The sequence below is a fragment of the Mesorhizobium sp. M0018 genome (assembly GCF_040323955.1).
In the GTDB taxonomy this organism is placed as follows: Bacteria; Pseudomonadota; Alphaproteobacteria; order Rhizobiales; family Rhizobiaceae; genus Mesorhizobium.
The window spans coordinates 74,475-98,060 of sequence record NZ_JAMYVL010000023.1 but is presented as its reverse complement, the minus strand read 5'-3'; the positions used below and the strand labels follow the sequence as shown (position 1 = coordinate 98,060).

Genomic DNA, 23,586 nt, shown 5'->3' with positions numbered 1-23,586 from the left:
ATTTCGTGAATAAGAAAACACGGACCATTGCCGGCAAGGATATCACAAAGAGCGTCGCCGACGCCCTTCAGTACATCTCGTACTACCATCCGCCCGACTATATCCGGTACCTTTCGCAGTCATACGCGCGCGAACAGAGCCCGGCGGCTAAGAACGCCATCGGGCAGATTCTGCTGAACTCTCGCATGGCGGCCTTCGGGCGGCGCCCGATCTGCCAGGACACCGGCCTCGTGGTGGTCTTCGCAAAGGTCGGCATGGACGCCCGCATCAGATCAACGGCCAGTTTCGCTGACCTCGTGAATGAGGGCGTCCGTCGGGCATATCTCGACCCGGACAACCCCCTTCGGGCATCGATCGTTGCCGATCCGCTCGCCGGGCGGGTCAACACGCGTGACAACACGCCGGCGGTCATCCACATCGACCTCGTGGCCGGCAACCAGATTGAGATCACGATCGCCGCAAAAGGCGGCGGGTCGGAAAACAAGGCGCGTTTCACAACCCTGAATCCCAGCGCGTCCGTTGCCGACTGGGTGGTCGATACTGTTTCGACCCTTGGCAGCGGATGGTGCCCGCCCGGCCTGATCTCGGTCGGGATCGGTGGTAGCGCTGAAAAGGCGATGCTGCTGGCGAAGGAGGCCATGAACGAGCCCATAGACATTTCGGAACTGCTTTCCAGGGGGTCTTCAAATGCGGAAGAGGAACTGCGGATTGAGCTTTATGAGCGAATTAACGCGCTCGGCATCGGCGCCCAGGGCCTTGGTGGCCTAACGACAGTCGTTGACGTCAAGGTTGGGACTTTTCCTACTCATGCGGCATCAAAGCCCGTGGCGCTCATTCCGCAATGCGCCGCCAACCGGCACTTGAAGTTTACCTTGGACGGCTCGGGACCCATCGGGCTTGAGCCGCCCGACCTTTCAGAATGGCCTCAGATCGGTCATGAGGATTTGCACACGACCGGCGTCCGTCGGGTCAATCTCGATGCGCTCACGAAGGAAGAGACGGCATCGTGGCGCTGCGGGGAAACCCTTCTTTTGTCCGGAAAGATGCTGACGGGTCGTGACGCCGCCCACCAGCGAATGGTCGATCTGATCGATGCCGGCAAGCCGCTCCCGGTCGACCTGCGGGGACGCGTGATCTACTACGTCGGACCAGTCAGCGCGGTGAGGGATGAGGTCGTCGGACCGGCTGGCCCGACGACCTCCAGCCGCATGGATGGTTTTACTGAAAAGATACTCGCGGAGACCGGGCTATATGCGATGGTCGGCAAAGCGGAGAGGGGTCCAGTGGCCATCGAGTCGATTGTCAGACACAAAACGCCCTATCTCGTCGCAGTGGGCGGCGCTGCGTACCTGATTTCAAAATCGATCAAAGCGGCGCGGCTGGTTGCCTTTGAAGACCTGGGCATGGAAGCCATCTATGAATTCGAGGTGCATGACATGCCGGTCATCATGGCTGTCGATGTTGAGGGAAATTCTATTCACAATTCCGGGCCTCTTGAGTGGCGTAAGCGCATGGCGGCCGACAGCATCGCACGCAACATCGGCGTTTGAGTCTTCCGGCTGGGCGATCCGGCCAGACTCCATGTCGCGACATCGGGCCAGGAGCCGTAGCGGTAACACGAGCGGCATTTGCGGTGCCCAGGCCCCTCGGCGAGCCAAAGAAGAAAGGCCTTCAATTCATTCGAAGCCAAACGCGCCGATGTAGACACTGCCTCGACCATGCCGTCCGCGCGATCGATGCTCGGGTGCTGTCGAGGGTGGCAATCAGGTAAAGCAGCGGAAATTCAAAAGTGCGTTATCTATTTACGACGAGGTCGCCGCCGAAAGGCGACTATACCTCTCCAGATGCATCATCCCCGTTATACGGGGGGATAGCCTAATGCTTCTACAGCCTTTCCATGGTTCGAACCATCTGGCGCATTGCGGGCCGAGAATGGGCCGTCCACTACATTCGATCACTTGAATTAATGACAGAATTGGTTGGCACTGATTGCGCTGTCGACCACGGCTTGAGAGCAAAGGTCATGAAGTCGAAACCCGACCCTGTGCGACTAGACGCTTGGGACGTCCGGATTCTCTCAGAGATTCAGTCAGACGGCCGGATTTCGAAAAGCGAGCTCGCAAAGCGTGTTCACCTTTCCGCTTCGGCCTGTTCGGAGCGGCTCCGTGTGCTTCAAGCCGCAGGGATCATTGAGGGGTTCTATGCGCGATTAAGTCCAGCCCTCGTCGGGGGCATTGTTTTTGTGATGGTCGAGGTGGTGTTGGATCGCCACCGTCTCGAGGATCAACGACACTTCGAGGCTGCGATCCAAGACTTCCCGGAAATCCTTGACTGCTGGGCTATCGGGGGGCGGATCGATTATCTGATGCGCGTTTCAACTCCTTCTATGGCTGCGTATCAGGATTTCATGGAGGGACTGCTGCAGGCAGGCTTGGGTATCGATCAATACTACAGCCTTGTCGTGACAAAACCAGTGAAATCCAATTCACCGATCCCCTTGTCCGCCCTGAGGCTAAGATAAACTCCGAAGCCGTGATTTCCCCGGCGATCAGTGCCGATTCCGCGAATTCGTCGGCAAGAGACGTGTATTCCCGCGAAATTCGTCAGCTGTTTGCCGGTATGCTGACTGCTAGGGAGTCGGCTGAGTGTCCTCCGCCGACTAATCGCGAGGAGAGGAACGATGAGCGTGAGCAATCTGGGAACCGAGCAACTCCGGGAGAAGGATCGAAGCTTCGTCTTTCATCCGTCCACGCACTTAGCCAAGCACAGCCGTGGCGAGACGCCAAACCGGATTATGGCCGCCGCAGAAGGCGTCTACATCTGGGATACTGAAGGCCGAAAAAGCCTCGATGGTTTTGGCGGGCTCTATTGCGTCAATATGGGCTATGGCTGCACCGAGATAGCCGACGCCATTGCCAGGCAAGCACATGAACTGCCGTTCGCGCATGTCTATGCCAGCCAGGGCACGGCGCCGGTTGCCCTCTTGGCGGAGGCGGTCGTCCAATACTTTGGCCAGAACATGCGAAGGATCTATTTCGGTCTTTCCGGCTCTGACGCCAACGAAACCAACATCAAGCTGGTCTGGTACTACAACAACATCCTCGGCCGCCCTGAAAAGAAGAAGATCATCTCGCGGAATCGCGGATATCATGGGTCCGGACTTGTCACTGGTAGCCTGACAGGCCTGCCCTTCTTTCACGATTTCTTCGACCTGCCTCTGAATTTGGTGCGCCATACGACGACGCCGCACCATTACCGGCAGGCGCATGATGGTGAAAGTGAGGAAGCGTTCTCCAGGCGCTGTGCCAACGAACTTGAGGCCCTTATCCTGGCTGAAGGCCCGGAAACGGTTGCAGCTTTCATCGGAGAGCCGGTACTTGGGACCGGCGGCATCGTTCCGCCCCCGAAGGGATACTGGACCGCGATTCAGAGGGTGCTTGACAAGTACGATATCCTTCTTATCGCCGATGAAGTGGTCTGCGGGTTCGCGCGAACCGGTGAGAAATTCGGTTCCCATCTCTATGGCATGCGTCCGGATTTCGTAACGATCGCCAAGGGCTTGAGTTCAGCCTACCTGCCCATCTCCGGGTCAATTATCGGTGACCGCGTCTGGTCGGTGTTGGAACAAGGAACGGAAAAGCACGGCCCGCTCGGCCATGGCTGGACATATTCCGGTCACACGCTTTGCGCGGCGGCCGCGCTTGCCAATATTAAATTGATAAAGGAAAGAAACATTTTGGAACATGTTCGGGATGTCGGACCGTACTGGCAGGCCCGCATGAAAGCCGAACTCGAGGGACATCCCATTGTTGGCGAGGTTCGCGGCGTCGGCATCCTGTGCGCCGTGGAGCTGATGCTGGATCCTAAAGAACGGGTGCCATTCGAGCCCGGACTTCAGGTCGGCGTGCGCGCCGCCGCTGCTCTGTTTGAAAATGGTGTCATAGGCCGCGCGATGCCGCATGGCGATATCCTCGGCTTCGCCCCACCTCTGATCATTACCCGAAAAGAGATCGACATCATCGTCGACGCAACCGCGAAATCAGTCGATACGACCTATCGCGCGCTGAAGGCGGAAGGCGCGATATGATCTGACGTAACCGATGACGCCTCCCACTCGCATCGACCAGGATATCACCTCCGGGAGCCCAGTGGCGTCATGAGTTGGTGCGCGCAAAGCCACGCTCTTCGCTCTCAAAGGCAACTTGCGCGGAGGCTGTCCGAGCCGGTGCCGGAATGCACCCCAGTCCAAAAGCACAGTGCCGCCTTGGCGTCCGAGACGGCGTCGTAGGGCTGCTGCAGAATTGTAGAGGTGAGACTCTCACAGAGCGCAGACCGCAATCTACCGTGAGCCTGAGCTCTTCCAGGGAGGCAGCCTCAACAGCCTGCAAACAGACACCCCGACCCTGAAGTGCAAACCACCCAAGAGGACAACTGTCACGAGCACATATCGCCCTCCCAAGGCGCACAGGCCCGGCACGGAGCTCAGTCTCCGGCCGGGCCTTCTACTCTGAATGGTTGCGCTTTGGCCGGCCCGTCTTGGCTCGTATGTGAGGGGCGAGAACTCACTGCAGTTTAGCTATGCAAGACGCTTTTCATAGATTTGTAGAGCAGATCGCAGACAGCGCTGACGCGACGGACCTGCGCAACGCTCTGGGCGAGATTGCCTCTTCGCTCGATTTGCCGTCTTTTGCCTATCTTTTCCCGTCGCCTGGCAAGGGCCGCAAGGTGCGCCTGATTTCCACCTACCCTCAATCCTGGATATCTCACTACCTTCACAGTCGGTATGAAAAGATTGACCCGGTTATCCATCAGGCGCGTGGTGGTCAGGAACCATTCAACTGGGATGCGCACGGTGCTGATCTCGAACTGTCGACGCAGCAGCGACAATTGATGGATGAGGCGACGCAATTTGGCATTCACTGCGGCTTCACGATCCCGATCCATGACAGCACCGGTACGTTTGCAGCACTGACCTTCGCCTCGGATGAAAGGCGACCACTGTTCTTCCGCCTGATTGACCGATATGACCGCGTGCTGCAGCTCATCGCGGTCTTCTTCCATCTTCATGCCTGTCGCAAGTTGGCCGACGGCAGGATCGTGGATGGCGTTGCCCTATCGCGAAGGGAAATCGAGTGTCTGAAGTGGGCGGCTCGCGGAAAGACGGCGTGGGAGATCGGCCGCATCTTGGGAATCAGTCGGCACACCGCAGCCTATCATCGGGATAACGCCAGGAACAAGCTTGGCGTGAAGACGGCTATTCAGGCAGCCGTTCGGCTTGCACTATCCAGGCCATCTCTCTTCACCTGATCTCCGAAACCTAGGCACATGCACAGGTTGTATCAACTCCGGCCTTTACCTTCAATCGCAGGTGTTATCCATGCGAGGGAGAAAGGCCATCATGATGCAGTTGATCACGCCGGATTGCTACGCTGAGTTCAGCGACGAGCTCGAGCAGATGCACCGCTTGCGGTATCGCGTCTTCAGGGATCGACTTGATTGGGACGTTTCGTTCAGCGGCGGCTATGAGGTCGATCCGTTCGACGCGCTTCGTCCCCACTACCTGTTGGTGCGTGCGCCCACCGGGCGCATCGACGGTTGCGTGCGCCTGTTGCCGACCACCGGACCGACGATGCTGCGCGACAGCTTCTGCGCTCTCCTTGCAGACCGTTCGGCGCCGGAAGATCCGCGGGTTTGGGAAAGCAGCCGTTTTGCGCTTGATCTGCCGCCTTCCGCGCCGAAACAGGCGGGCATCGCTATTGGCACCTACGAGCTGTTTGCCGGGATGGTCGAGTTTGGGTTGTCACGTGGTCTGCGCAGCATCGTTACCGTAACGGATCTGCGCATAGAGCGGATCTTGCGTCGCGCCGGCTGGCCACTCGAACGGCTGTCTGATCCGCAAACAATAGGCAACACGCGCGCCGTTGCCGGATATCTCGACGTCTCAACAGAGAGCTTGGAAGCCCTCCATCGCAATGGCGGACTCAAGGGTCCGGTAATGTGGACACCGGTCATGAAGATCGCCTGAGCCTGGAATCCAACCTTTTCTTGGAAACGATGCAATGGACGAAATAATACCTGGCCCTGCCTGGCCGGACAGGCAAGATGATGGTGACTATGGCTATGTCGAGCGGCTGACCAGCCGAGGCTGGGCCTGGGAATTCCTCAGGCGCAATCCGGACTTCCAGAAGGATCTGGCGAACGCGCTGCGCGGTGCCGAACGCACGAACGCCCGGTCCGTGGATATTATCAGCCTGCCGTCGAACACTGTTGATCTCTCGCGGTGGGGCCTTCTTTTTTGCAAGCTCGAAAGGAACTGATGCGAGCGTCTTTTGGTGCCCCTGGCAATGTCCGCATGTTTTGCCGGTTGCTGCCGAAATGGCGGCGCGGCCGTGCGGGGTCGACGTGCTCGATCTCGCCGCTCGCTCCTGCCGCATCTCCATACTCGTCACGCAGGATGGGCATCAGCACGTCCTTGTTGAGGACAATGGCAGGAGCTTCCAGTTGGCTGCTTCAGGCGTCAGCCTCCTCGAACCTGTGCGATTGACTTCCTCCGTCCTCTGGTCGCCAGAGGAGCTGAAGCAACGCCTGAACGCGCTGGAATGTCTGAACAGCCTCCGTTCGACCGGCAGGCTGCAATCGGGATTCTTTCCGACCGAGCCCCGTCGCGCGCGGTTGCGCCGAGTCTTGCGTGCGCTCGACGGCTCCATCGCTGGCGCGCCACACCGCGAGATCGGCCTCGCCCTCTTCGGTAGACTCCGCGTCGAACGCGACTGGGCCGATCCCGGTGACCATCTTCGTGACAGCGTCCGTCGTGCAGTCAGACGCGGGCGCTCGCTTATGAACGGTGGTTATAAGCGGTTTCTTCTATAGCCATCGTCACCATCAGGCCTCTTGGCCAGAGAACAGCTCTTTGTACCCCGCGATCACCAGCCAGTGGGCGCGCGCGAGATGGCTGCGAACCGCCTTTTGGGCGCGAGCTGGCTCTTGCACTGGATCGATGCCCAATATCGCCTGGGCCATCTCTTCTTCGCTTGCATTGCCGGCGCATGCGTCTAAGAGCTTCAAATAAATCGTAAAGTGCTCATCGTCGTAAGCCGTCAGGCTCTCCGCCCATGGGACCTCGTCGGCAACAGCAGGTTTGAGCAATCTGTCTACCATTTCATGTCTCGCCGTAAGACCTATCCCGCACCCGCGCAGATCTTGACGGCACAATATCCTAAAATGGGATAATCCGAAACTGGGATTAGTCCATGAGCCGGTTCCTTCTTGGCCGGTTCGTCTGATGCCGAAATCCCTTCGATCAGCTCGCCAGCGCAGGCTGCTACAACGGCTGATTGCGGCGCGCAAAACCAAAGGGGTCACCCAGACCCAGGTTGCTGATATGCTGGGCCGCCCACAATCCTTCGTGGCCAAGTACGAGGGTGGTGAACGTCGGCTGGACGTAATTGAGTTTCTCGACGTTACCGAGGCTCTCGATATCGATCCTTGCGAGCTTCTGGCACAAATGCGTCGCTGCTCGTGACCTGTAGTTGGTGTTGCGCTTGGATTGCTCAACAAAAGCCCTCAACAGGGCCTCGTCCGCGATCTGCGCATTCGGTTCAGAGGTAACACCCTGTCCTATCTCCGAAAAATCGGTTCCGCGCAGCCGCCTGCTGGCGGATTGAGACCTCCAGTGTGGAATAGATATTATAGTTGATAAACTCAAGATGCCTAACCCGCTGACTTAGGCGGATGGACATGCGCCAGTTGGTCAGAGGGGAATGTGCAGTGGTTCAGGCAGGAGAACCATCTGACGCAGGAGCAGCTTGACGAGATCTCCGGCTTCAGTCAGCAGTACATAAGCGGTTTGGAGAAAGGCCGCAGAAATCCGACGATCGTCACAATCTACGAGTTGGCATAAGCCCTCGGCGTGAGCACATGGAACTCGTGCGGCCCGACAAACAGGCCTGAGAATTTCGCAGAGACCGGGTCTTTTTCGATCAAGATGACGGCGCACCCCGATCCCGCATGCGGGGGCGTAGAATTCCGACGATGCGCCGCTTCATACCGGTCAAGACAGACGACAACCAGCCGGCATTGCTGCTGGTTGACCTGCGCAATCCGCAATCGCACGCCACTCGCCAATGGCCATCCGCAACTATCCGACAGTATATGGGCTGATCGCCGCCAAAGAATGTGCAGATCGAACCGCTGCTCGAGCGTATCTTAGCAGATGGGGCGCTGCGCACACTACACGACAGTGGTGGCTGAAAGGTCGGGAATCAGCTGGAATGAAGGATTCATCTCGCCAAAGAAGGATCTTCCGAATGCCGTGCCGTCCCGACACTCTCCCTTCGACGCTATCGCGCCATGTTCCTCTGAGCAATCGCCGGCTTGAGACGCTAGTGGTTCTCGTTCTTGGCCTTGTTTGCGGGCGCACGGTGAACCTGATGTCATATTGCCGGTCATTTCCGCGGTCCGGCTCAGCTGAAGTCGAATTATCGGCGCCTTCAGCACTTCTTTCAGATCGTTCGGCTCGACGGAGACTGGTTGGCGCGCACGCTGCTGGCGCTGTTGAATCTGCGCCCACCCTTCCAGCTGTGCCTTGACCGGACCAACTGGAAGCCAGGCGTCAAGGACGTCAATCTGCTGGTTCTATGCATCGCGGCGCGTCGTGTTCGCATCCCCATCTTGTGGACATCGCATGACGCTGATGGAGCGCTATCTGGCGATCTTCGGCGTCGCCTCAATCGGGATGCTGCTCGCCGATCGCGAGTTCATCGGGAACGAGAAGGGGAAGTATTCGGTCGGTGCGGCCCGGCAGTATTGCCGCCAACTTGGCAAGCAGAACAACCGCCAGGTCGCGGTCAGTCTCCACCGACCAGGCGAGCCTGCCAGAGTAAGCGCTTGTCCGGCAAGATGGCGGACGATCCGGCTTTAAGCCGTAACGCGACGCCATGGCCTTTTAGGCGGTAGTGCATTCACTGCAGAAAACAAAAAGGCAACCTTTCGAGCTGCCTTCTTTAATCCAACCGTAAGTGGTAACTAACTGGCCGTCTCTGGGGATTCAGTCTCTCATCGTTCCAATGGTCTCTTACGTTCCCGATGCCAATTGCACGGCACGTTCAATGTGAGTAGAGATCGTGTCGATCACCACGCATTGATTAAGACGTTTCTTTATACCTAACAACGATAATTCAGTGCATCCCAATATAATGCTGTCAAGGTTAGGAAACGTCGACGTGTACGAGTAGAGCATATCAGTAAACAACTTTACTGATTTGTTGTGCAGTTTGCCCATACAAAGTTCGTTGTATATCATATCGTGAATTATTATTCGATCTTCTTCTTCTGGTGTGCGTATAACTCTGCCTTGACCAAGTAGCGCTGAGCGATAGAAATCTCGTTCCATTGTATATCTTGTCCCAACAAGAAGGCACTCCTTGAAATGGTTGCGATTTATGTATTCGGAAACACAATCAATCACATTAACGATGTTGCACGCCAAGTTACGGCCAATCGATTTTAATGTGCGGCTCGTCGTATTCGAGCACACCAATATAATCTCGCCGCCCGCGTTCACCGTACGACTAATTCCATCGCTAACTAGCTCGAGCTCTCTATCGACCAGATTTAGCTCTTGTGCTTCAAGTACCTGCTTGAAATTTAAATCCACTAAAACAATTCCCGGGTGTTCAGAACCAGCAAAAGTCAAGTGGAGGCGACGATAGTACTCAGCCGTTGAGGTCCAACTTACCCCGCCGACAAGACCGATTCGTAAAGGATTTTTACTTTTGATGTTAACCATTATTCCTGCCTCCTGTCCTCTACGTGGCAAAGAAACCTAGTCATACGTATCGAAACTCAAATGGTGATCTTTTCTGCGAAATTGGCTGGACTTCGATGAAGTCCATGAAATTAGGTCAATCACGGTCATGCCGTGGCCGATAAGCATCTTTGGGTAAATACTATTTTTCATTAGACCGGGAATATAGTTGCACTCTAAGAAATAGATTTGGTTGTCTGGCGATACCATGAAGTCGAAACGGCCCATATTATATAGAGGGATGGTAGAAGATATTGATACTGCTATCGATTGTAGCCGTCTTGCAATATCGTTGTCGCAATCAACTAAATGTTTATCTGCCTGGCCGGGATAGTGTTTTTCGTGATGACCGAAAAATTGTTCGCTTGTCTCGATTCTAACGACTGGAAGAGGTATAGTGGCGGATGAGCTCACCAGGCAACCGCAAGAATACTCGTCGCCATCAATAAATTCTTGAATTAGAGCAGCGCTATCATATCTAAATATGGTACGAAGGAGACTGGCAATGTCCGACTCCGACACCGCGGGGTCGCGAAATCGCTTCGCAAAAAGGGACGCCCCAAGCGAATTTGGTTTGACGACAATCGAGCCTTGAACTGACTTTGCAAATTGAATTGCATCGTCGATAAAGTCGGCCTTCACAAGCGTTGTCTTTGGCATCCTCACCAAGTCGTTAGGAAATAGCGAGCAAACGACCGTGGAGAGTGCGAACTTGTTCATGGTCAGTGACGCAGCGTGGGGGTCGCCAAACGTTCCGCTCAAACCCCAAAGCGCTGCGAGTGTCTGTATGCCCCCGTCTTCGCCAAACTGTCCGTGTAGCAAGTTCACGACGTATTGGTTTCGAGATGCGATTAAGTCTAATGCGACATGTATGCTGTGCCCGGAGCCAACGTCTGGACTGGAAATACGGGCCCTCAGGTCTGCCGAAGTAAATTGATCGTGGAAATCTATTATGCGTACGAGCCCGTCATCGCGGCTAAGGTGATACATGCATGCGATGGTAAAGGGGCGCTCATTTTCGGCGATAGACAGGTATGCAGAAATAATATTGGATAGCGAGGAAATCGATGCGTCGTACTCCGTCGATAATCCTCCGAATAGAAATGAAACGCTAAGGGACATTTATCCGCTCCGTTCTCGTCGCTGGAAAACCCATAAACTATTTTGGAACATGCCAGGAGCTACCTGATCTGGCAGCTTGACGGCGATGCGATTGCAGCACTTCTTGAACTTGAGGCCGTCAGCGCAAAGCATGGATAGTGGCGCCGGTATTTCGCGGCAGGTCGGCCAGTAGGTGCGCTGCGATCCAAGCGCGTAGTCCAGATATCTGAATAAAGTGGGCCGGACGCTTCCAGTCACTGACATTCCTCAGGCGGGGGCGGCATAGGGCACGACCTGATGCACGGCGGTATCTTCGGTCTTACTTGTTCGGGCTGATTTGGGGCTGCTGACCTGGAGTGCTCCCCGTTTCACCGGACAGTCGGCTAGGTTGAGATTCCCCTGATGAACTCCCGAGGAGAAGCCATTTTGAGCGCGGAGTGAGGGGTGGGATTCATTGTAATCTGTCATCCATCCATCGATCTGCCGGAGCGCGGTTTCGGCGTCCTGAAGGTTTGAGATGCGGACGTAGTCCCGCTTCAAGGTTTTGACGAACGCTTCGGACATGCCGTTGGACTGCGGGCTGGCGACGGGTGTGAAGCAGGGCGTCAGATTAAGTGCCTGAGCAAATAACCTGGTTTCCCGCGCCGTGTAGGGCGAGCCGTGATCGGACAAGTGCTCGATGGCATGCGGCGCTCGGGTCGCGCCGAAGCGTTTCTCGACAGCCTCCAGCATCATGTCGCGGACATTGGAGCCCGATATCCCGGCATTGGCGACAGCCGCCCAGGCGAGGCTTCGACTTGCCGTTCAGTCGCTCGACGAGGTTGGAGCGGGAGACACCCAAGGTATCGGCTACCGTCTTCATCGGGAACCGTCCTTCGACAACAAGAGCGGCCGCGAGATCGGTTTTTTTGACTGGGCTTTGGAAAGGGCCTCGCGCAGTATCTCGGCTTCCAGCGTCTTGCGGCCGAGCATGCGCTCCAGCTCGCGCACGCGTTCTTCGAGCTTCTTGACTTCGGAATTGCCGACGACAGGTTCGTCTGAATCCACGGCGGCTGCCCCTCCCTCGCTCAACAATCTGCGCCACCGATAAAGGAGATTTGGCGCAACCCCATGCCGGCGGGCGGTAGACGATACCGTCTCGCCCGCCTCAAAGCTCTCCTCGATGATCTGCAGCTTTTGCTCGGTTGTCCACCGCCTGCGGCGGACGTCGCCTGTTATCACTTCAATGCGTCGATACTCGTTGACATAAGCTTATCCCCAAGCCTGTGCTTGAGCCTTTCTGCTTATGCCGACTGTCCGGTCGAAATGGGGGGCACTTCAAACGGTAACGTTTGGCTCGATCAAAGTTGGCTGGAAGACAGGCGGAATTAGGAAATCAATTTGGCGAAAGGCTTAAAATGGCTTGTGGCCTGTGACCAAAATACGTTCCAACAACCCGAACACACGGCTGCCTGTCTCCGCCATGTCCACATGGGGATAGGTACGATAGGCGACCAATACGTCTGCTATCTCCACCATGTCTTTCGAGATGTTCCCGTGAGGGTCCAGTGCCGCGACAATCGGCACATTGGAGCCGACTGTCTGCCGCACGCGGCGCAAGATTTCTCCCTCTCCGTCCGGATAGTCCTCGCTGAACATCGCACCGTGTAAATCAAGAAAGACGGCGTTAAGCGGCGCCGCATCGGCGATGTGTTGGATGAGTTCGCCCACAATTGCTTCAAATACGGACCTGGGCACCGTGCCGGAAGGATAGGCGCCCGCACAAAGTGTAGGGACAGGTTGCCAATCAGGCAGGGATGAAGCTAAGCTGACAAGAAGCCGGCAAATGCATTATTGCCTTCACTCATGTGAGCGAAGATTTGCTCGCCGCGAAGCATACCATGCGCTCCGTTGTCTTCAACGAAGTCCGCCATCGTAGTAGGCGTTGATGAAAAGCTATTTGTCTCATGGCTGAAGCTTGCCACCGCAATTCGTAGTGCTGTCGATTTCATGCATTTAACCCCGCCAAATAGATGATTTTCTTGCTACAGATGAACTCGTTCAGAGCGACGTCGCCTTCATGTTTTCGATATAATCGGCCACTAGCGCGTCAATTGAAGCATCGGCTTTCAACCCAATATGTGTCGCTTTCTCCAGCGAAAACTGCGTCGGCCAAGTGGTGATTATGCCTCTCACGAACGGATCCGGCTGCCATCTTACCCGTTGCGCAACTTGAGCGCCCGCGACCCTTTCAAGGGCATCGACGAGCTCCCGCGCTGTGCAACTCAGCCCTGCCATCATAAGCGATCGATTCCGGCCCCAGGCTTCATCGGGAGCCTCATGTCCTACAATCAACCCCTCGATGGCCTTCGAAGGGGACAACAGGAAGCCTCGATCCTCGGGCGCAACTGGGCAATCATAGTCGACACCTTTAAGGGGCTCTCGTATTATGGCGCTTGCCCAGGATGAAGCGGCACTATTGGCTCCTCCTGGACGGACGGCGATGATTGGAAGTCGGAACGAGCGGCCGTTGACAAAACCCTTTCGGGTGTAGTCCTTCACAAGGAGCTCACCGATTGCCTTCTGGACGCCGTAGGAGCTTTCCGGTGTTAAGTGGTATTCGTCTGATACGACCTCCGGCAGGTCTCCCCCATAGGTTGCAATCGAGCTCGTAAAGACAAATCGCGGGCAAACGCCGGTACGCCTTGCCGCTTCGAGCAAGTGAAGCGTACCGGTCAGATTTGCCTTCATGCCAGCGTCGAAGTCCTGCTCGGCCCCGCCACTAACCAGAGCGGCCAAATGGAATACGCTCCCGGGATTGTTCGCAAACAGCAAAGCAACGAACTTCGGATCAGATATGTCGCCAGGGTGGTAGGATATTCTCTCGTCTGTAGGTAGATCGTGTGGCTCTGAAAGAATATCGGTGGCAACAATCCGCGAAACTGGAGTGGTCTCACCCATCGATCCAACTAAGTATCCCCGGATCAAGAGCGCTTCAATCAATTTTCTCCCGAGGAAACCGCAGGCGCCGGTTACAAGAACGTGCATTGTAAAATTACTCCTCAGTTCTGATTTGTCGCCGCATGGATTGTGGCCTGGGCTAACGCGAGACAGGGATCGACCAGCGGCACGTCGCTCTCCGCAATTGACCCGACCAGAGCGATTTCGGAGCAGCCGAGAACGACGGTTTCAGCTCCGCGCTTCGCCAGAGCACTGATCGTCGAGAGGATTTCGGTGCGGACCTTATTGCCTAGATCGCCGGACTTAATCCGAGTGAGCGCGCGCATCAGTTGTCCTTGCTCATCTGCTGTCTGCAACACTGGCGTGAGACCGCGGCGTAGAAATGCGTCCTGATAGAGCTGGGAGTGCAAGCAGCCGTTGGTTGCCAATAGGCCCACCTGCCTGCACTGCGGGAAATCGGACTGGATTCTCGTCACCGCTTCCTCAATCATGCTAATGAAGGGAACAGAAACCGACTGCTTCAACTCGCGTTCATAGACATGGACCGCATTGCAAACCATCACGATGAAGTTTGCTCCAGCAGTTTCGAGCCGCTTCGCGCTTTCAACAAGCGCAACCGCCGCGCTTGGACCTCTCCCGAGTATCGCGGCGTTGATGTCCGGAACTTTTGGATTGCAATCGACGATCATGTGGAGATGATCGCGTTCCCTCTTAGCAGGCGTGTGCTCCAGGACGGAGTTCATGAACGCAACGGTAGCCAAGGGGCCTAGCCCACCAATGATTCCGACCGTCTTTTGCGGCATGTCACCCTCCCCGGTGTAAGCGATCGGAAGGCAAAGGAGCGCACTCAGTTGCCGAGCACGTCCTGCAACCCTGCGGACGATCTGGGCTGATGGTAAACGGGGAAGATCAGTCGCGTCTAATTATCTTAGATGATGGCGGTCATTAGCCGATTTAATATTTTTAGCTAAGATCGCTCGTTAGTCTGTTTCGAAGCCATGTGATAAATTCCCGGACGTGCGGCGGCGGGTCCGACTGCGTTGAGACGAAATACTTCACGATATCAAGCGTCTGGTTTTCCACCAAAGGCACGAGCAAGCCCGATTCCAGGTAAGATTTGACGAGCAACGACCGCCCCAGAGCAACGCCCTCGCTGTTTATTGCTGATTGGTAGGCAAGATACGCGAGGTTAAAGAAGCGATCGCGCGTCGGTATTTCCCAAGGTATGCCGTATTTATGCTGCCACAATGACCACTCCTCAGCCGGGGCCAAGCAGTTTGGCCAAGGCGTCGCGTCATGTAAAAGAACGAGTTCACGTAATTCACCACGATCGAGACTACGTTTAAGATCCGGTGAAATCACCGGAAAAGACGGCTCCGCGCACTCAAAGACAACGTTTGTTCCTGCCAATGGAGAGGGACCATAGCGGATTACTATATCGAAATCCTCTGAGATCATGCGTGCTTTATCCAGCTGGCGCATCTCCACAAACATCTTGACATCGATATCGGGGCGCTCGTTGGTAAACTCGGCTAGCCGTGTCGTCAGCCAACCGAGTGTGAGCGATGGCGTACAGTTTATGCTGAGAGTCGGAAGCGACACGGATATCGCCAGTTCAGCAAGGCATTTCTCCATGTTTTCGAAGCCCGAGCTGCAGGCGCGAAAAAGCAGGGTCCCCAGATGCGTCGTCCGTATACCGCCTCGCTCCCGCTCAAACAGCTTGACGTTTAAGCGTGCCTCTAGGCGCTGAATGCGCTGAGTCACGGCACTTTGCGTGATCGCCAACGCGTCGCCGGTACGACTGAAATTCGCCGTTTCCGCGGCAATCCTAAACACCCAAAGGTCAGCAACGAGGCTGGCATCAAGTTTCTTCAACAATTCCTGCCCTCCAGCGAACCACCGGCGTGTTGACGCGAACCAACGCATCAAATCCTATGATACTAGGTGTGCTAATGCTGAGAAACGGGAATAGTAATTCGACCCACTTTTTCACGACGGTAATAGTCGACCAGTCTGGGACCCACTGCTGAATCCTGAACCCCAAGCTCTCCGTGCAAGGACGCCGATCACTGGTTGGTTCTGCATCACACGCTTGGGCTGATCCTTTACGAAAGGAATATGATGACTATAGCCTTCCTGCCATACCTTAGAAGGAAATTGGCTGCTCTCAAGGAGGCCGGACTCTACAAATCCGAGCGGGTCGTCACCTCGAAGCAGGCCGGCGAGGTTGCTATCGCTTCGGGCGAGCGGGTGCTCAACTTCCACACTAACAACTATCTGGGACTTGCCGACAACGAAGAATTGGCCGAAGACGGCAAGAAAGCGCTGGATCGGTACGGCTATGGCATGGCCTCCGTCCGCTTTATCTGTGGTACGCAGGAGGAGCACAAGCAGCTCGAAGCCCGCATTTCCTCCTTCCTGCGAATGGAAGACACGATCCTCTATTCTTCCTGTTTCGATGCCAATGGCGGGCTCTTCGAAACGCTGCTTTCCGAAGACGATGCGATTATTTCCGACGCGTGGAACCATGCCTCTATCATCGACGGGGTGCGGCTCTCCAAAACGAAACGCTTCCGCGACGGCAACAACGATATGAAAGCGCTGGAAGAAGAGCTGAAGAAGGCCGAAGGCAGCCGCTTCAAGATGATCGCCACCGACGGCGTCTTCTCGATGGACGGCATCATCGCCAACCTGCAAGGTGTCTGCGACGTCGCCGAAAAGTATGGTGCCCTGGTGATGGTTGACGACAGCCATGCCGTCGGCTTTGTCGGTAAGCATGGGCGCGGTTCGGCGGAATATTGCGGAAGGCCGCGTCGATGTCATCACCGGCTCGCTCGGCAAAGCGCTTGGAGGCGCTTCGGGCGACCGCCGAAGTCGTTGACTGGCTGCGCCAGCGCTTGCGACCCTATCTCCTCTCCAACACGCTGGCGCCAGTGATCGCGGCGGCCTCGCTAAAGGTCCTCGAACTGATCGAGAACGGCGGTGCGCTACGCGAACGCCTGGCGGCCAATGCGATGCTGTTCCGCTCCGAAATGACGAAGCTCGGTTTCAGTTTGGCTGGCGAGTATCATCCGATCATTCCGGTCATGCTCGGCGACTGGCAAGCTGGCGCAGGACATGGCGAAACTGCTTTATGTATCGGCTTCTCGTTCCCGGTCGTGCCAAAGCGCCAGGCCCGGATCCGCACGCAGATGTCGGCCGCCCATTTTAGGGGCGATGTAGAGCGCGCGATCGCAGCCTTTGCGGAAGCGGGACGAGAACTCGGAGTCATCTAGATGCCGTAATGGGCCCGGCCTTCGCGAGCATAGCCAGGTTGGGTGGCTGTCCCTCAGAATGATGGTGTTGAAACGGAGTCCGAGCGATCGGCTCCAGCATCATGAGAGGAACAGCCATGGAACACTATGTGGGAGTCGATGTCTCTCTGGAAGAGAGCAGCGTGTGCATTGTGGACGCGAGCGGAGCGATCGTGCGCGAGGTCAAGATCGCCAGCGAGCCGGAGACACTGGTCCGCTATTTCGACGAACTAGAATTGTCTGTCATCCGCATTGGGCTCGAGGCCGGGCCATTATCGCAGTGGCTCCATGCCAAGCTTGTTGCCGCCGGACGCGATGCGGTTTTGCTCGAGACACGGCACGTGAAGGCGGCGCTCTCGGCGATGCCGGTGAAGACCGACCGGAAAGATGCACGCGGGATCGCCCAACTGCTGCGGATGGGATGGTACCCCCCGGCATGCCTGAAATCCGCTATCTCCTGAGCACGGCTCCTGTTCCGGCCGCCGATCAGTACATCCTTTGTCATGAGCTGGTCGCTCTGGCGCAGACAATACTAGGCCGACGCCCTACAGTTGCGCATTTGACCATCGCTTGTAGTGCGCGATGGCGGCGTTCACTGTAGGACCGCCAAGGCGCCAGATGGCGCACAACCACCGGATTATATGGCGCCGATTCCGCGGACCGGTCGAGCTGCCAACTCGAGGAATGATTCGAGCTCAAGGTGTGGGGGCCGGCCTTTGATGCGCGACGAAGACTTTGAACCGAAGCCCCGTAAAAATGCGCGTCACCCGCGGCCGGAAATACCTCGAACGCTGCCGTCAGCCAATCTTGCTCGTGGTTGGGAAAGTCGCGGCAAGGGAACCTTCCATGGCACCGGGATCGGGCGCGGTGCCGGCGTCTGCAGCGAGCTTGCGTCGCGGACCGCTTCGCCGCCTTCCAGCCGCGCCTCGTCATCAAGTCCCGTGTCGTCAAGCTGGATGGAAAGGGACTTCAGTCGGCGCGCGCTCATCTGCGCTATATCCAGCGCGCTGGCATTCGATAGCAAGCCCGAGGAACTCTATGAATCCGGAGGATGGCACGACCAGCGACCGTCATCAGTTCAGCTTCATCTTTTCGGCCGAGGGACGGTGATCAGGATCTGGGCGTTTCGAGCCGAGGCCGGTCGCGACAGCCTCGTCCGCCCGGGCAAGGAAATGTTCGAGCAAGTGGAGTGTGTGTCTGAGCAGCGCAAGGCGCAGACGACGCGCATAGTTTGCAAAAGCTGACGCCTCACGAGCGCGCGACGAGGATCCGCCGGACGGAACCGGCTGTGAAAGGGCAGACCGCTATATTTTACATGCGGCTCGGGTGATCAGGCTTGCCTCCGTAACCGATGCACGGCTAGCCAAGTCAATACCCAGTCGGCGGTGGTATCAGAGCGGATGTCATAGGATTCGCCCGCAGGTAATTCCCCGCAAAGGGTTTGTGTTAGGTGCAGCCGCAAGCATCCGTTCGCAGGGGGCGTCCGTAGTTCAGCACAGTCGAACCCAAAAAAGCGCCGCACCACCGGGTAGAGTCCTTTGAAAAGTGTCTCCTTTGCCGAAAAGAGCAGCGTTGCCAGCCGATCTGGAGGGAGCGCCGTCTGTCGTGCAATCAAGGCACGTTCACGCTGGTTAGCCGTCATACTCAGGATCGATTCCAACGCGTGGCCGCTGGCTATTGCCTCGATGTCGACACCGGCTTGCCAGCCTGGATCGCCTTTGGCGAAACAGGCGCAATGCCCCGCGCATGGGTGATTGAACCAACTGAGCCTTTTGGCCAGACTGGGGCGCGGTCGGGACCGATGGGAATCTCAGTAGTAAGTTGGCCCAGCGCCTGCAACGCCGCGTCTGCCATCGCGCGACCGGCCAGAAATTCGGCACCGCGTAACGGTAGTGCCGTGCACAAGCTGGGAGGGAAGGGCAAGGCGAGCTTATGAAACAGATCTTCCGTGTAGCACTCGAAATCGAACCGGCCGTGCACAAGAACCGCATCGACGTATCCCGTGTCGTGCAAGGTCACGTCTTTAAGAAATCCAAGCGGACGGGCAGAAAGAGCAATGAGGTGCCTGAGGGCTGAGGCGCGGATGCTGGAGGCCGCGCTCACCGCCACAGGGCCCAGCCTAGACCCCATCGCCGTAGACAAACGCAAGGTTCTCCTTCGGCTCGGGAAAGCTCAGTTTTCGCGGTGGCGACCGCATGTTCGGCGAGCGTGATCATGGATGATTTCTCCTCAGTCCGTGCCGCAGCGCGTTTGGGGATAGCCCGAGCATGGGTCGTGCCAACTAGGAAAATCATTTCAGAACAGTGCGATCATTCTAATAGCACTGTCTCATGTCCGACATCGTCGAAGATCCGACAACGAGTCTAACCGTGACCGCCTGTCGGTCCCCTGTGCGAGCTCGGTGTGCGCCGCGGAAAACTCAACTCACCGCGAACTGGTCGAGTTGCATCCGAGGAATGACTCGATTGCAAGGTGTGGGCCGACCATTGCTGTGCGACGACGACTTTGAACCGAAACCCCTGAAACATGCGCGCCACCCGCAGCCGCAGATACTTGGATCGGGCGCTACCGTCAGTCAATCTTGCTCGTAAGAGGGGCGGTGAGAAAGTGGCGGCACAACCAACCTTCCATGCACCTGAATTTGGCCCGGCGCCGTCGTGTCCGAGTGCGTACGACCGCCGTTGCGGTCGTGTCGTTCTCGTTGCTAATGGGTACGTCGCCAACTTTGAGAAGTGTTGAAGGGTTGAAACCGCATTGAGGCGGCGATGCTGAACATCTATATCTTCGTGGGTCAATAGTATTTGCCCAACGCCAAAACTACAGCGTTTAAAACTCTGTTCATAGGCACGCATGAGTTGAACCTGATAACGGCGGCCGTTTGTTTCTCCTCAACTCACAGAGATCTGTCCAGATGGTTGAAGTGACTTGAGCCGACCGCGGCAGCACCAGACGTGACGATGATCACCTGCTGCCCGCGAGCGAAAAATCGGACGACATCCTCTATTAGTGTCTCAAGCCAAGAACCGCGTATTTATCCGGTTTCTGGATCGCCGATCAGTGCTGAGCCAATCTTCACTATCAGCCGGCGAGCCGAAACCAATCGGATCGAGCTTGTTGGTGCTGCCGCTGAGTGTTGCTGCACTGGAAGTGAAGACACGTCTCTCCAATCTCACCTGTCCTGAGCGTCACGGCTTTCGAGGGTATAAGGGCGCAGGAGGCGCCCTTGATTTCAGATCGGTTGTCAGCAAGCCGCGTCGCCTTTGGTATCAGAAACGGTAGGTGACGCCTGCGCCTATCAACCACGGATCGAGCGCAGCCTTCCCCGTCAGCTTCGCGCCGTCGACCGTGACGTCGAAGTCTGGCTTGAGGAAAAGCTTCTTCACGTCGAAGTTGGCCCCCCAGTGCTGATCCACCATGTAGTCGAACCCCACCTGCAGCGCGGTGCCGAACGTGTTCTTAACCTTGAGAGCATCGGCGCTGCCGGCATCCTGGTTATAGAAGATCGTGTAGTTCACGCCGGCGCCGACATAGGGCTTGAAAGCGCCGAAATTGGTAAAATGATACTGCAATGTGAGCGTGGGCGGCAGCAGCCAAACCTTGCCGATATTGCCTAGCCCGCCGATCGCTCCTTGGCCCTCGATGTTGGCATAGGTGGTGCCGAGTATGAGTTCGGCGGCGATGTTGTCCGTGAAGAAATAGGAGATATCGAGTTCCGGCGGCACCGTGTCCGAAAAGGAAAGACCGGAGCCGGGCACCGTATTAACGTTGCCCGAATCCTCAGTGATGACGCCCAACGCGCGCAGGCGGATCTGCCAAGGGCTTGGCGCTTCCGTGACCGAGGCTCCCGCCTGCGGGACGCTCCCCGCTTGCGCAAGGTCCGCCGCGACGGCCTGCTGTCCCACCACCATGAGGATGACGGCCGCTGTTACTCCCCGCGCCACGCGCATTTGGTTTCTCGCCATGATATTCTCTCCTTGCTCTTCAGAAAATGTGGACTGAATTACGGAAAATCTTGCTCGAATTGCTTGGGATTGGCGGAGCGCTCATGCGCGGTTTGTGTGGGACCGCGCACACATTATGCTCGCAATCATCGACCTGTACTCACTTATTGAAACATTGCCCTTTGTCTCCGCCCACCTATCGAACGCCATCGGGTTGCCAGCCGATCGCACTGCGAAGGAAATTGTTGCCCAGAGCAATGAATGCGGCCCGCTCCCGATTGTCCTTGCCGTAGCCGTGCCCGCCCGCGCCGGGCTCGTAGAAGTAAGCGGGATAGCCAAGAGCCTGCAGCTTTGCGGCCATCTTACGCGCGTGGCCCGGGCGGATACGGTTGTCCCGGCGTTGCGGCGTGATAAGTGGAGATTTCCTTTAGGAAAATCCATTCCTCCGGCTTGTCGGGATCGCCATATTCGTCAATCCAGCTCGCGCCCGCCAAAAGCTTGGTGTAGCGGCGCATGTCGACAAGCGGCATTTTGCAGAACAGCGCGCCGAAATTTTCAGGATAGCGGGTCAGCATATTGGCCATCAGGAGGCCGCCATTTGAGCCGCCCTCGGCGGCAATCCGCCTCGGCAGCGTAATGCCCCTTCGCACGAGGTCGGCGGCAACGGCGGCGAAATCGTCATGGGCGAGGCGCTTGCCCTCCCTGCGCCCGGCCTCGTGCCAACGGTGCAGAACTCGCCGCCGCCCCGGATGTTCGCCACCACGCACGTGCCGCCGCGTTCGAGCCACAGCTTGCCGAGCGAGGAGTTGTAGTGGGGCAGGAGCGATTTGCCGTACCCGCCGTAGGCGGTGAGGCGAACCGGGGCATCCCCGTTCCCGTTCGCCGGACCGGCCTGCATATAGGGGATCATCTCACCATCGGTCGAGACTGCCTCGTGGCGCGTGACCATCAGCCCGGATGCGTCGAAATTCTCCGGGTCGCGCTTCACGATTACTGGAGCGCCGAGAGGCGCCGCGGCATTGAGGTCCAATAGGAGACGCTTCGGCGGCGTGATCGGGTCCTGAGCCGAAATGAGGACCTCTCCATTGGTCTCGTGACGTTCAGCATCGAGCGACCGAAGGTGAACAGTCCCTTCGGTGGGCACGGTGTCCAGCGCTCGGCGCGTCCATTCCTGGCCCTCGGGGGTGAACATCTCGAAACGTGGATCGAGGTTGACGAGGTAGGAGATAACGAGCTTCCCGTTACTCCAGAAGAATGATTGGAGGGAGCGCCTGTCGCCTGGTTCAAAGAGGATGGCAAAACTGCGCTCGCCAGCGATGAAGGAGGAAACCGAGATGCCGATCAGCGCGTCCGCGGCAAGGGTCATCCCTCCCACTGTCCATAGCTTGCGCGGCTTTATCGCCATCCAGTCGCCGAAGCCGCTCCACCAGGCGTCCTGAGGAAGGTCGATCCGCATCTTCGGCCCGCTCCTGTCGCCGATTCGGACGATCTTCTCAAAGTAGGTCGACCGCTCGATGAACCAGAGGCGCTCGCTCTCGGCGGTGCGGTCCAGATGGCAGAACACGCCCATGGAGGGGGAACCGGTTTCGAATATTACCGGCGCGGTGAGCGGATCCGCGCCACGCTTCCACAGCCGCACGGTGCGCGCGTAACCGGAGCGGGTGGCCATGCCATCACCAAGCACACTAGAAAGCAGAAGCGTGTCAGGGTCGAGCCAATTAACCTCGCCCTTGGCCTCCGCGAGGTTGAAACCATCAGCGACAAAGCTAAGACATCCCAGATCGAATTCGCGATGCACGACCGCGTCGCTGCCGCCGCGCGACAGGCGCAGAACGGCTCTTTCCCGTCTCTCCGGCTCAAGGGACGCGCCGCCCCAGATCCAGTCCTCTCCGTCGCTAGCGGCGAGGGCGTCCAGATCGAGCAGTAGCTCCCACTGGGGAGCAACTTTCATGTAGGCGGCAAGGGTGGTCCGGCGCCACAGTCCGCGCGGATTTCCGGCATCTTGCCAGAAATTGTAGAGGTACGGGCCGCGGCGGGTGATCAAGGCAATCTTGTCAGGACGGTCGAAGATCGCTGTCAGGGGGTCACGGTCGCGATCGAACTGCGTTACACCGAAGTGCCCCAGGGTTCTGGCCGACTGGCTGGCGGCCCAGGCAAGTGCCCGCTCGCCTTCAACATTTTCTAGCCAAAGATAGGGATCACCGTCGGGAGCATTCAGCGTTGGGCGGAAATCGAACGCGGTCATGTCCGGATAACGTGAAGAATGATGTCGACTGGAAAACAATTTCAATGTTCTCCTTAGCCTCGGGAGAGCTCTGTTTTCGCGGCGGCGACCGCATGTTCGGCGCGCATGATCATGGGATGATTTCTCCTCTGTCCGTGCCGCAGCGCGTTTTGCGGACTGCGTTGCAGGTGTCGTGCCAAACGAGAAAATCATTTAACAACAATGACATGGCTCTGATCGCGGTTGTCTCATGTCCGACTTTGTCGGAGACCCGACAACGAA

23 protein-coding genes and 6 pseudogenes are annotated in these 23,586 nt (G+C 57.2%); 14 read left to right on the top strand and 15 right to left on the bottom strand.

The features are described 5' to 3' along the window. Positions 1-5 precede the first annotated feature (5 nt). The 7 genes from NKJ81_RS26285 (at position 6) to NKJ81_RS26255 (ending at position 6,870) form a co-directional block, all read left to right on the top strand. Positions 6-1,550, top strand: coding sequence for a fumarate hydratase (locus NKJ81_RS26285; protein ID WP_352542177.1), 1,545 nt, complete (start codon positions 6-8; stop codon positions 1,548-1,550). 473 nt (positions 1,551-2,023) lie between these two features. Continuing rightward, positions 2,024-2,521, top strand: a complete 498-nt coding sequence (locus NKJ81_RS26280; RefSeq protein ID WP_352542176.1) for an Lrp/AsnC family transcriptional regulator — start codon at positions 2,024-2,026, stop codon at positions 2,519-2,521. 159 nt (positions 2,522-2,680) lie between these two features. After that, on the top strand, positions 2,681-4,087 hold the full coding sequence (locus NKJ81_RS26275) for an aminotransferase (RefSeq protein ID WP_352542175.1): 1,407 nt from the start codon (positions 2,681-2,683) through the stop codon (positions 4,085-4,087). A gap of 491 nt (positions 4,088-4,578) precedes the next feature. Further along, positions 4,579-5,307 (top strand): LuxR family transcriptional regulator, encoded by a 729-nt coding sequence (locus NKJ81_RS26270; RefSeq protein ID WP_352542174.1) that lies wholly within the window; start codon positions 4,579-4,581, stop codon positions 5,305-5,307. 91 nt (positions 5,308-5,398) lie between these two features. Next, positions 5,399-6,025, top strand: coding sequence for an acyl-homoserine-lactone synthase (locus NKJ81_RS26265; RefSeq protein WP_352542173.1), 627 nt, complete (start codon positions 5,399-5,401; stop codon positions 6,023-6,025). Between the two features lie 34 nt (positions 6,026-6,059). Continuing rightward, positions 6,060-6,317: a transcriptional regulator domain-containing protein gene (locus NKJ81_RS26260; RefSeq protein ID WP_352542172.1), complete on the top strand. Its 258-nt coding sequence runs from the start codon at positions 6,060-6,062 to the stop codon at positions 6,315-6,317. 85 nt (positions 6,318-6,402) lie between these two features. After that, a complete protein-coding gene (locus NKJ81_RS26255; RefSeq protein WP_352542171.1) occupies positions 6,403-6,870 on the top strand; it encodes a DNA -binding domain-containing protein in 468 nt (155 codons plus the stop codon). Between the two features lie 12 nt (positions 6,871-6,882). Here NKJ81_RS26255 and NKJ81_RS26250 read toward each other — a convergent pair whose 3' ends face one another. After that, the gene (locus NKJ81_RS26250; protein ID WP_502904333.1) at positions 6,883-7,158 is read right to left on the bottom strand and encodes a DNA -binding domain-containing protein; all 276 of its coding nucleotides are present in this window, start codon (positions 7,156-7,158) and stop codon (positions 6,883-6,885) included. A 124-nt stretch (positions 7,159-7,282) separates the two neighbouring features. On the opposite strand from NKJ81_RS26250, the gene NKJ81_RS26245 reads away from it, so the two are divergent. The 3 genes and pseudogenes from NKJ81_RS26245 to NKJ81_RS32725 form a co-directional block, all read left to right on the top strand. Then, positions 7,283-7,522, top strand: a complete 240-nt coding sequence (locus NKJ81_RS26245; protein WP_352542170.1) for a helix-turn-helix domain-containing protein — start codon at positions 7,283-7,285, stop codon at positions 7,520-7,522. Between the two features lie 209 nt (positions 7,523-7,731). Next, positions 7,732-7,950: pseudogene (locus NKJ81_RS26240) on the top strand (helix-turn-helix transcriptional regulator). Positions 7,951-8,767: 817 nt separating this feature from the next. Further along, positions 8,768-8,854, top strand: a pseudogene (locus NKJ81_RS32725) (transposase); the annotation flags it as partial. A gap of 219 nt (positions 8,855-9,073) precedes the next feature. On the opposite strand, the gene NKJ81_RS26230 reads toward NKJ81_RS32725, so the two are convergent. The 8 genes and pseudogenes from NKJ81_RS26230 to NKJ81_RS26195 all read right to left on the bottom strand — a co-directional run bounded on the left by NKJ81_RS26230 (position 9,074) and on the right by NKJ81_RS26195 (position 15,724). Continuing rightward, entirely contained in the window at positions 9,074-9,787 is a 714-nt protein-coding gene (locus NKJ81_RS26230; RefSeq protein WP_352542169.1) for an aspartate/glutamate racemase family protein, read from the bottom strand. A 36-nt stretch (positions 9,788-9,823) separates the two neighbouring features. Next, positions 9,824-10,927, bottom strand: coding sequence for an ATP-grasp domain-containing protein (locus NKJ81_RS26225; RefSeq protein WP_352542168.1), 1,104 nt, complete (start codon positions 10,925-10,927; stop codon positions 9,824-9,826). A gap of 380 nt (positions 10,928-11,307) precedes the next feature. Then, positions 11,308-12,133: pseudogene (locus tag NKJ81_RS26220) on the bottom strand (transposase); the annotation flags it as partial. 165 nt (positions 12,134-12,298) lie between these two features. After that, positions 12,299-12,643 carry a M81 family metallopeptidase gene (locus tag NKJ81_RS26215; RefSeq protein ID WP_352542167.1) on the bottom strand — a complete coding sequence of 115 codons (345 nt, stop codon included), beginning with the start codon at positions 12,641-12,643 and terminating at the stop codon, positions 12,299-12,301. A 65-nt stretch (positions 12,644-12,708) separates the two neighbouring features. Next, on the bottom strand, positions 12,709-12,897 hold the full coding sequence (locus NKJ81_RS26210) for a M81 family metallopeptidase (RefSeq protein ID WP_352542166.1): 189 nt from the start codon (positions 12,895-12,897) through the stop codon (positions 12,709-12,711). A gap of 49 nt (positions 12,898-12,946) precedes the next feature. Then, positions 12,947-13,933 carry a D-erythronate dehydrogenase gene (gene denD, locus NKJ81_RS26205; protein ID WP_352542165.1) on the bottom strand — a complete coding sequence of 329 codons (987 nt, stop codon included), beginning with the start codon at positions 13,931-13,933 and terminating at the stop codon, positions 12,947-12,949. 14 nt (positions 13,934-13,947) lie between these two features. Continuing rightward, complete coding sequence (cuyB, locus tag NKJ81_RS26200; RefSeq protein WP_352542164.1) at positions 13,948-14,649, bottom strand: cysteate racemase; 702 nt, start codon at positions 14,647-14,649, stop codon at positions 13,948-13,950. 160 nt (positions 14,650-14,809) lie between these two features. Then, positions 14,810-15,724, bottom strand: coding sequence for a LysR substrate-binding domain-containing protein (locus NKJ81_RS26195; protein WP_352542163.1), 915 nt, complete (start codon positions 15,722-15,724; stop codon positions 14,810-14,812). 243 nt (positions 15,725-15,967) lie between these two features. Here NKJ81_RS26195 and NKJ81_RS26190 point away from each other — a divergent pair. The 3 genes and pseudogenes from NKJ81_RS26190 to NKJ81_RS26180 all read left to right on the top strand — a co-directional run bounded on the left by NKJ81_RS26190 (position 15,968) and on the right by NKJ81_RS26180 (position 18,383). Then, positions 15,968-17,121: pseudogene (locus NKJ81_RS26190) on the top strand (glycine C-acetyltransferase). A 116-nt stretch (positions 17,122-17,237) separates the two neighbouring features. Then, positions 17,238-17,588, top strand: a pseudogene (locus tag NKJ81_RS26185) (IS110 family transposase); the annotation flags it as partial. A gap of 270 nt (positions 17,589-17,858) precedes the next feature. Beyond that, positions 17,859-18,383 carry a hypothetical protein gene (locus NKJ81_RS26180; protein ID WP_352542162.1) on the top strand — a complete coding sequence of 175 codons (525 nt, stop codon included), beginning with the start codon at positions 17,859-17,861 and terminating at the stop codon, positions 18,381-18,383. 86 nt (positions 18,384-18,469) lie between these two features. Here NKJ81_RS26180 and NKJ81_RS26175 read toward each other — a convergent pair whose 3' ends face one another. Both NKJ81_RS26175 and NKJ81_RS26170 read right to left on the bottom strand, forming a co-directional pair. Next, positions 18,470-18,826: a 4'-phosphopantetheinyl transferase family protein gene (locus tag NKJ81_RS26175; protein ID WP_352542195.1), complete on the bottom strand. Its 357-nt coding sequence runs from the start codon at positions 18,824-18,826 to the stop codon at positions 18,470-18,472. Then, positions 18,814-19,119 carry a hypothetical protein gene (locus tag NKJ81_RS26170; RefSeq protein WP_352542194.1) on the bottom strand — a complete coding sequence of 102 codons (306 nt, stop codon included), beginning with the start codon at positions 19,117-19,119 and terminating at the stop codon, positions 18,814-18,816. The genes NKJ81_RS26175 and NKJ81_RS26170 overlap by 13 nt, the downstream gene beginning before the upstream one ends. Between NKJ81_RS26170 and NKJ81_RS26165 the strand changes: the two genes are divergently transcribed. Beyond that, the gene (locus NKJ81_RS26165) at positions 19,072-19,215 is read left to right on the top strand and encodes a hypothetical protein (RefSeq protein WP_352542201.1); all 144 of its coding nucleotides are present in this window, start codon (positions 19,072-19,074) and stop codon (positions 19,213-19,215) included. The two genes, NKJ81_RS26170 and NKJ81_RS26165, sit on opposite strands and share 48 nt — an antisense overlap. Before the next feature lie 1,190 nt (positions 19,216-20,405). Here the strand turns inward: NKJ81_RS26165 and NKJ81_RS26160 are convergent. From NKJ81_RS26160 to NKJ81_RS26145, 4 genes and pseudogenes are all read right to left on the bottom strand, one after another. Then, positions 20,406-21,101 carry an OmpW/AlkL family protein gene (locus NKJ81_RS26160; RefSeq protein WP_502904331.1) on the bottom strand — a complete coding sequence of 232 codons (696 nt, stop codon included), beginning with the start codon at positions 21,099-21,101 and terminating at the stop codon, positions 20,406-20,408. Between the two features lie 175 nt (positions 21,102-21,276). After that, positions 21,277-21,441, bottom strand: coding sequence for a hypothetical protein (locus NKJ81_RS26155; RefSeq protein WP_352542161.1), 165 nt, complete (start codon positions 21,439-21,441; stop codon positions 21,277-21,279). A gap of 1 nt (position 21,442) precedes the next feature. Beyond that, positions 21,443-21,847: a prolyl oligopeptidase family serine peptidase gene (locus NKJ81_RS26150; RefSeq protein WP_352542160.1), complete on the bottom strand. Its 405-nt coding sequence runs from the start codon at positions 21,845-21,847 to the stop codon at positions 21,443-21,445. Positions 21,848-22,638: 791 nt separating this feature from the next. Then, positions 22,639-23,325, bottom strand: a pseudogene (locus tag NKJ81_RS26145) (prolyl oligopeptidase family serine peptidase); the annotation flags it as partial. Between the last annotated feature and the right edge of the window lie 261 nt (positions 23,326-23,586).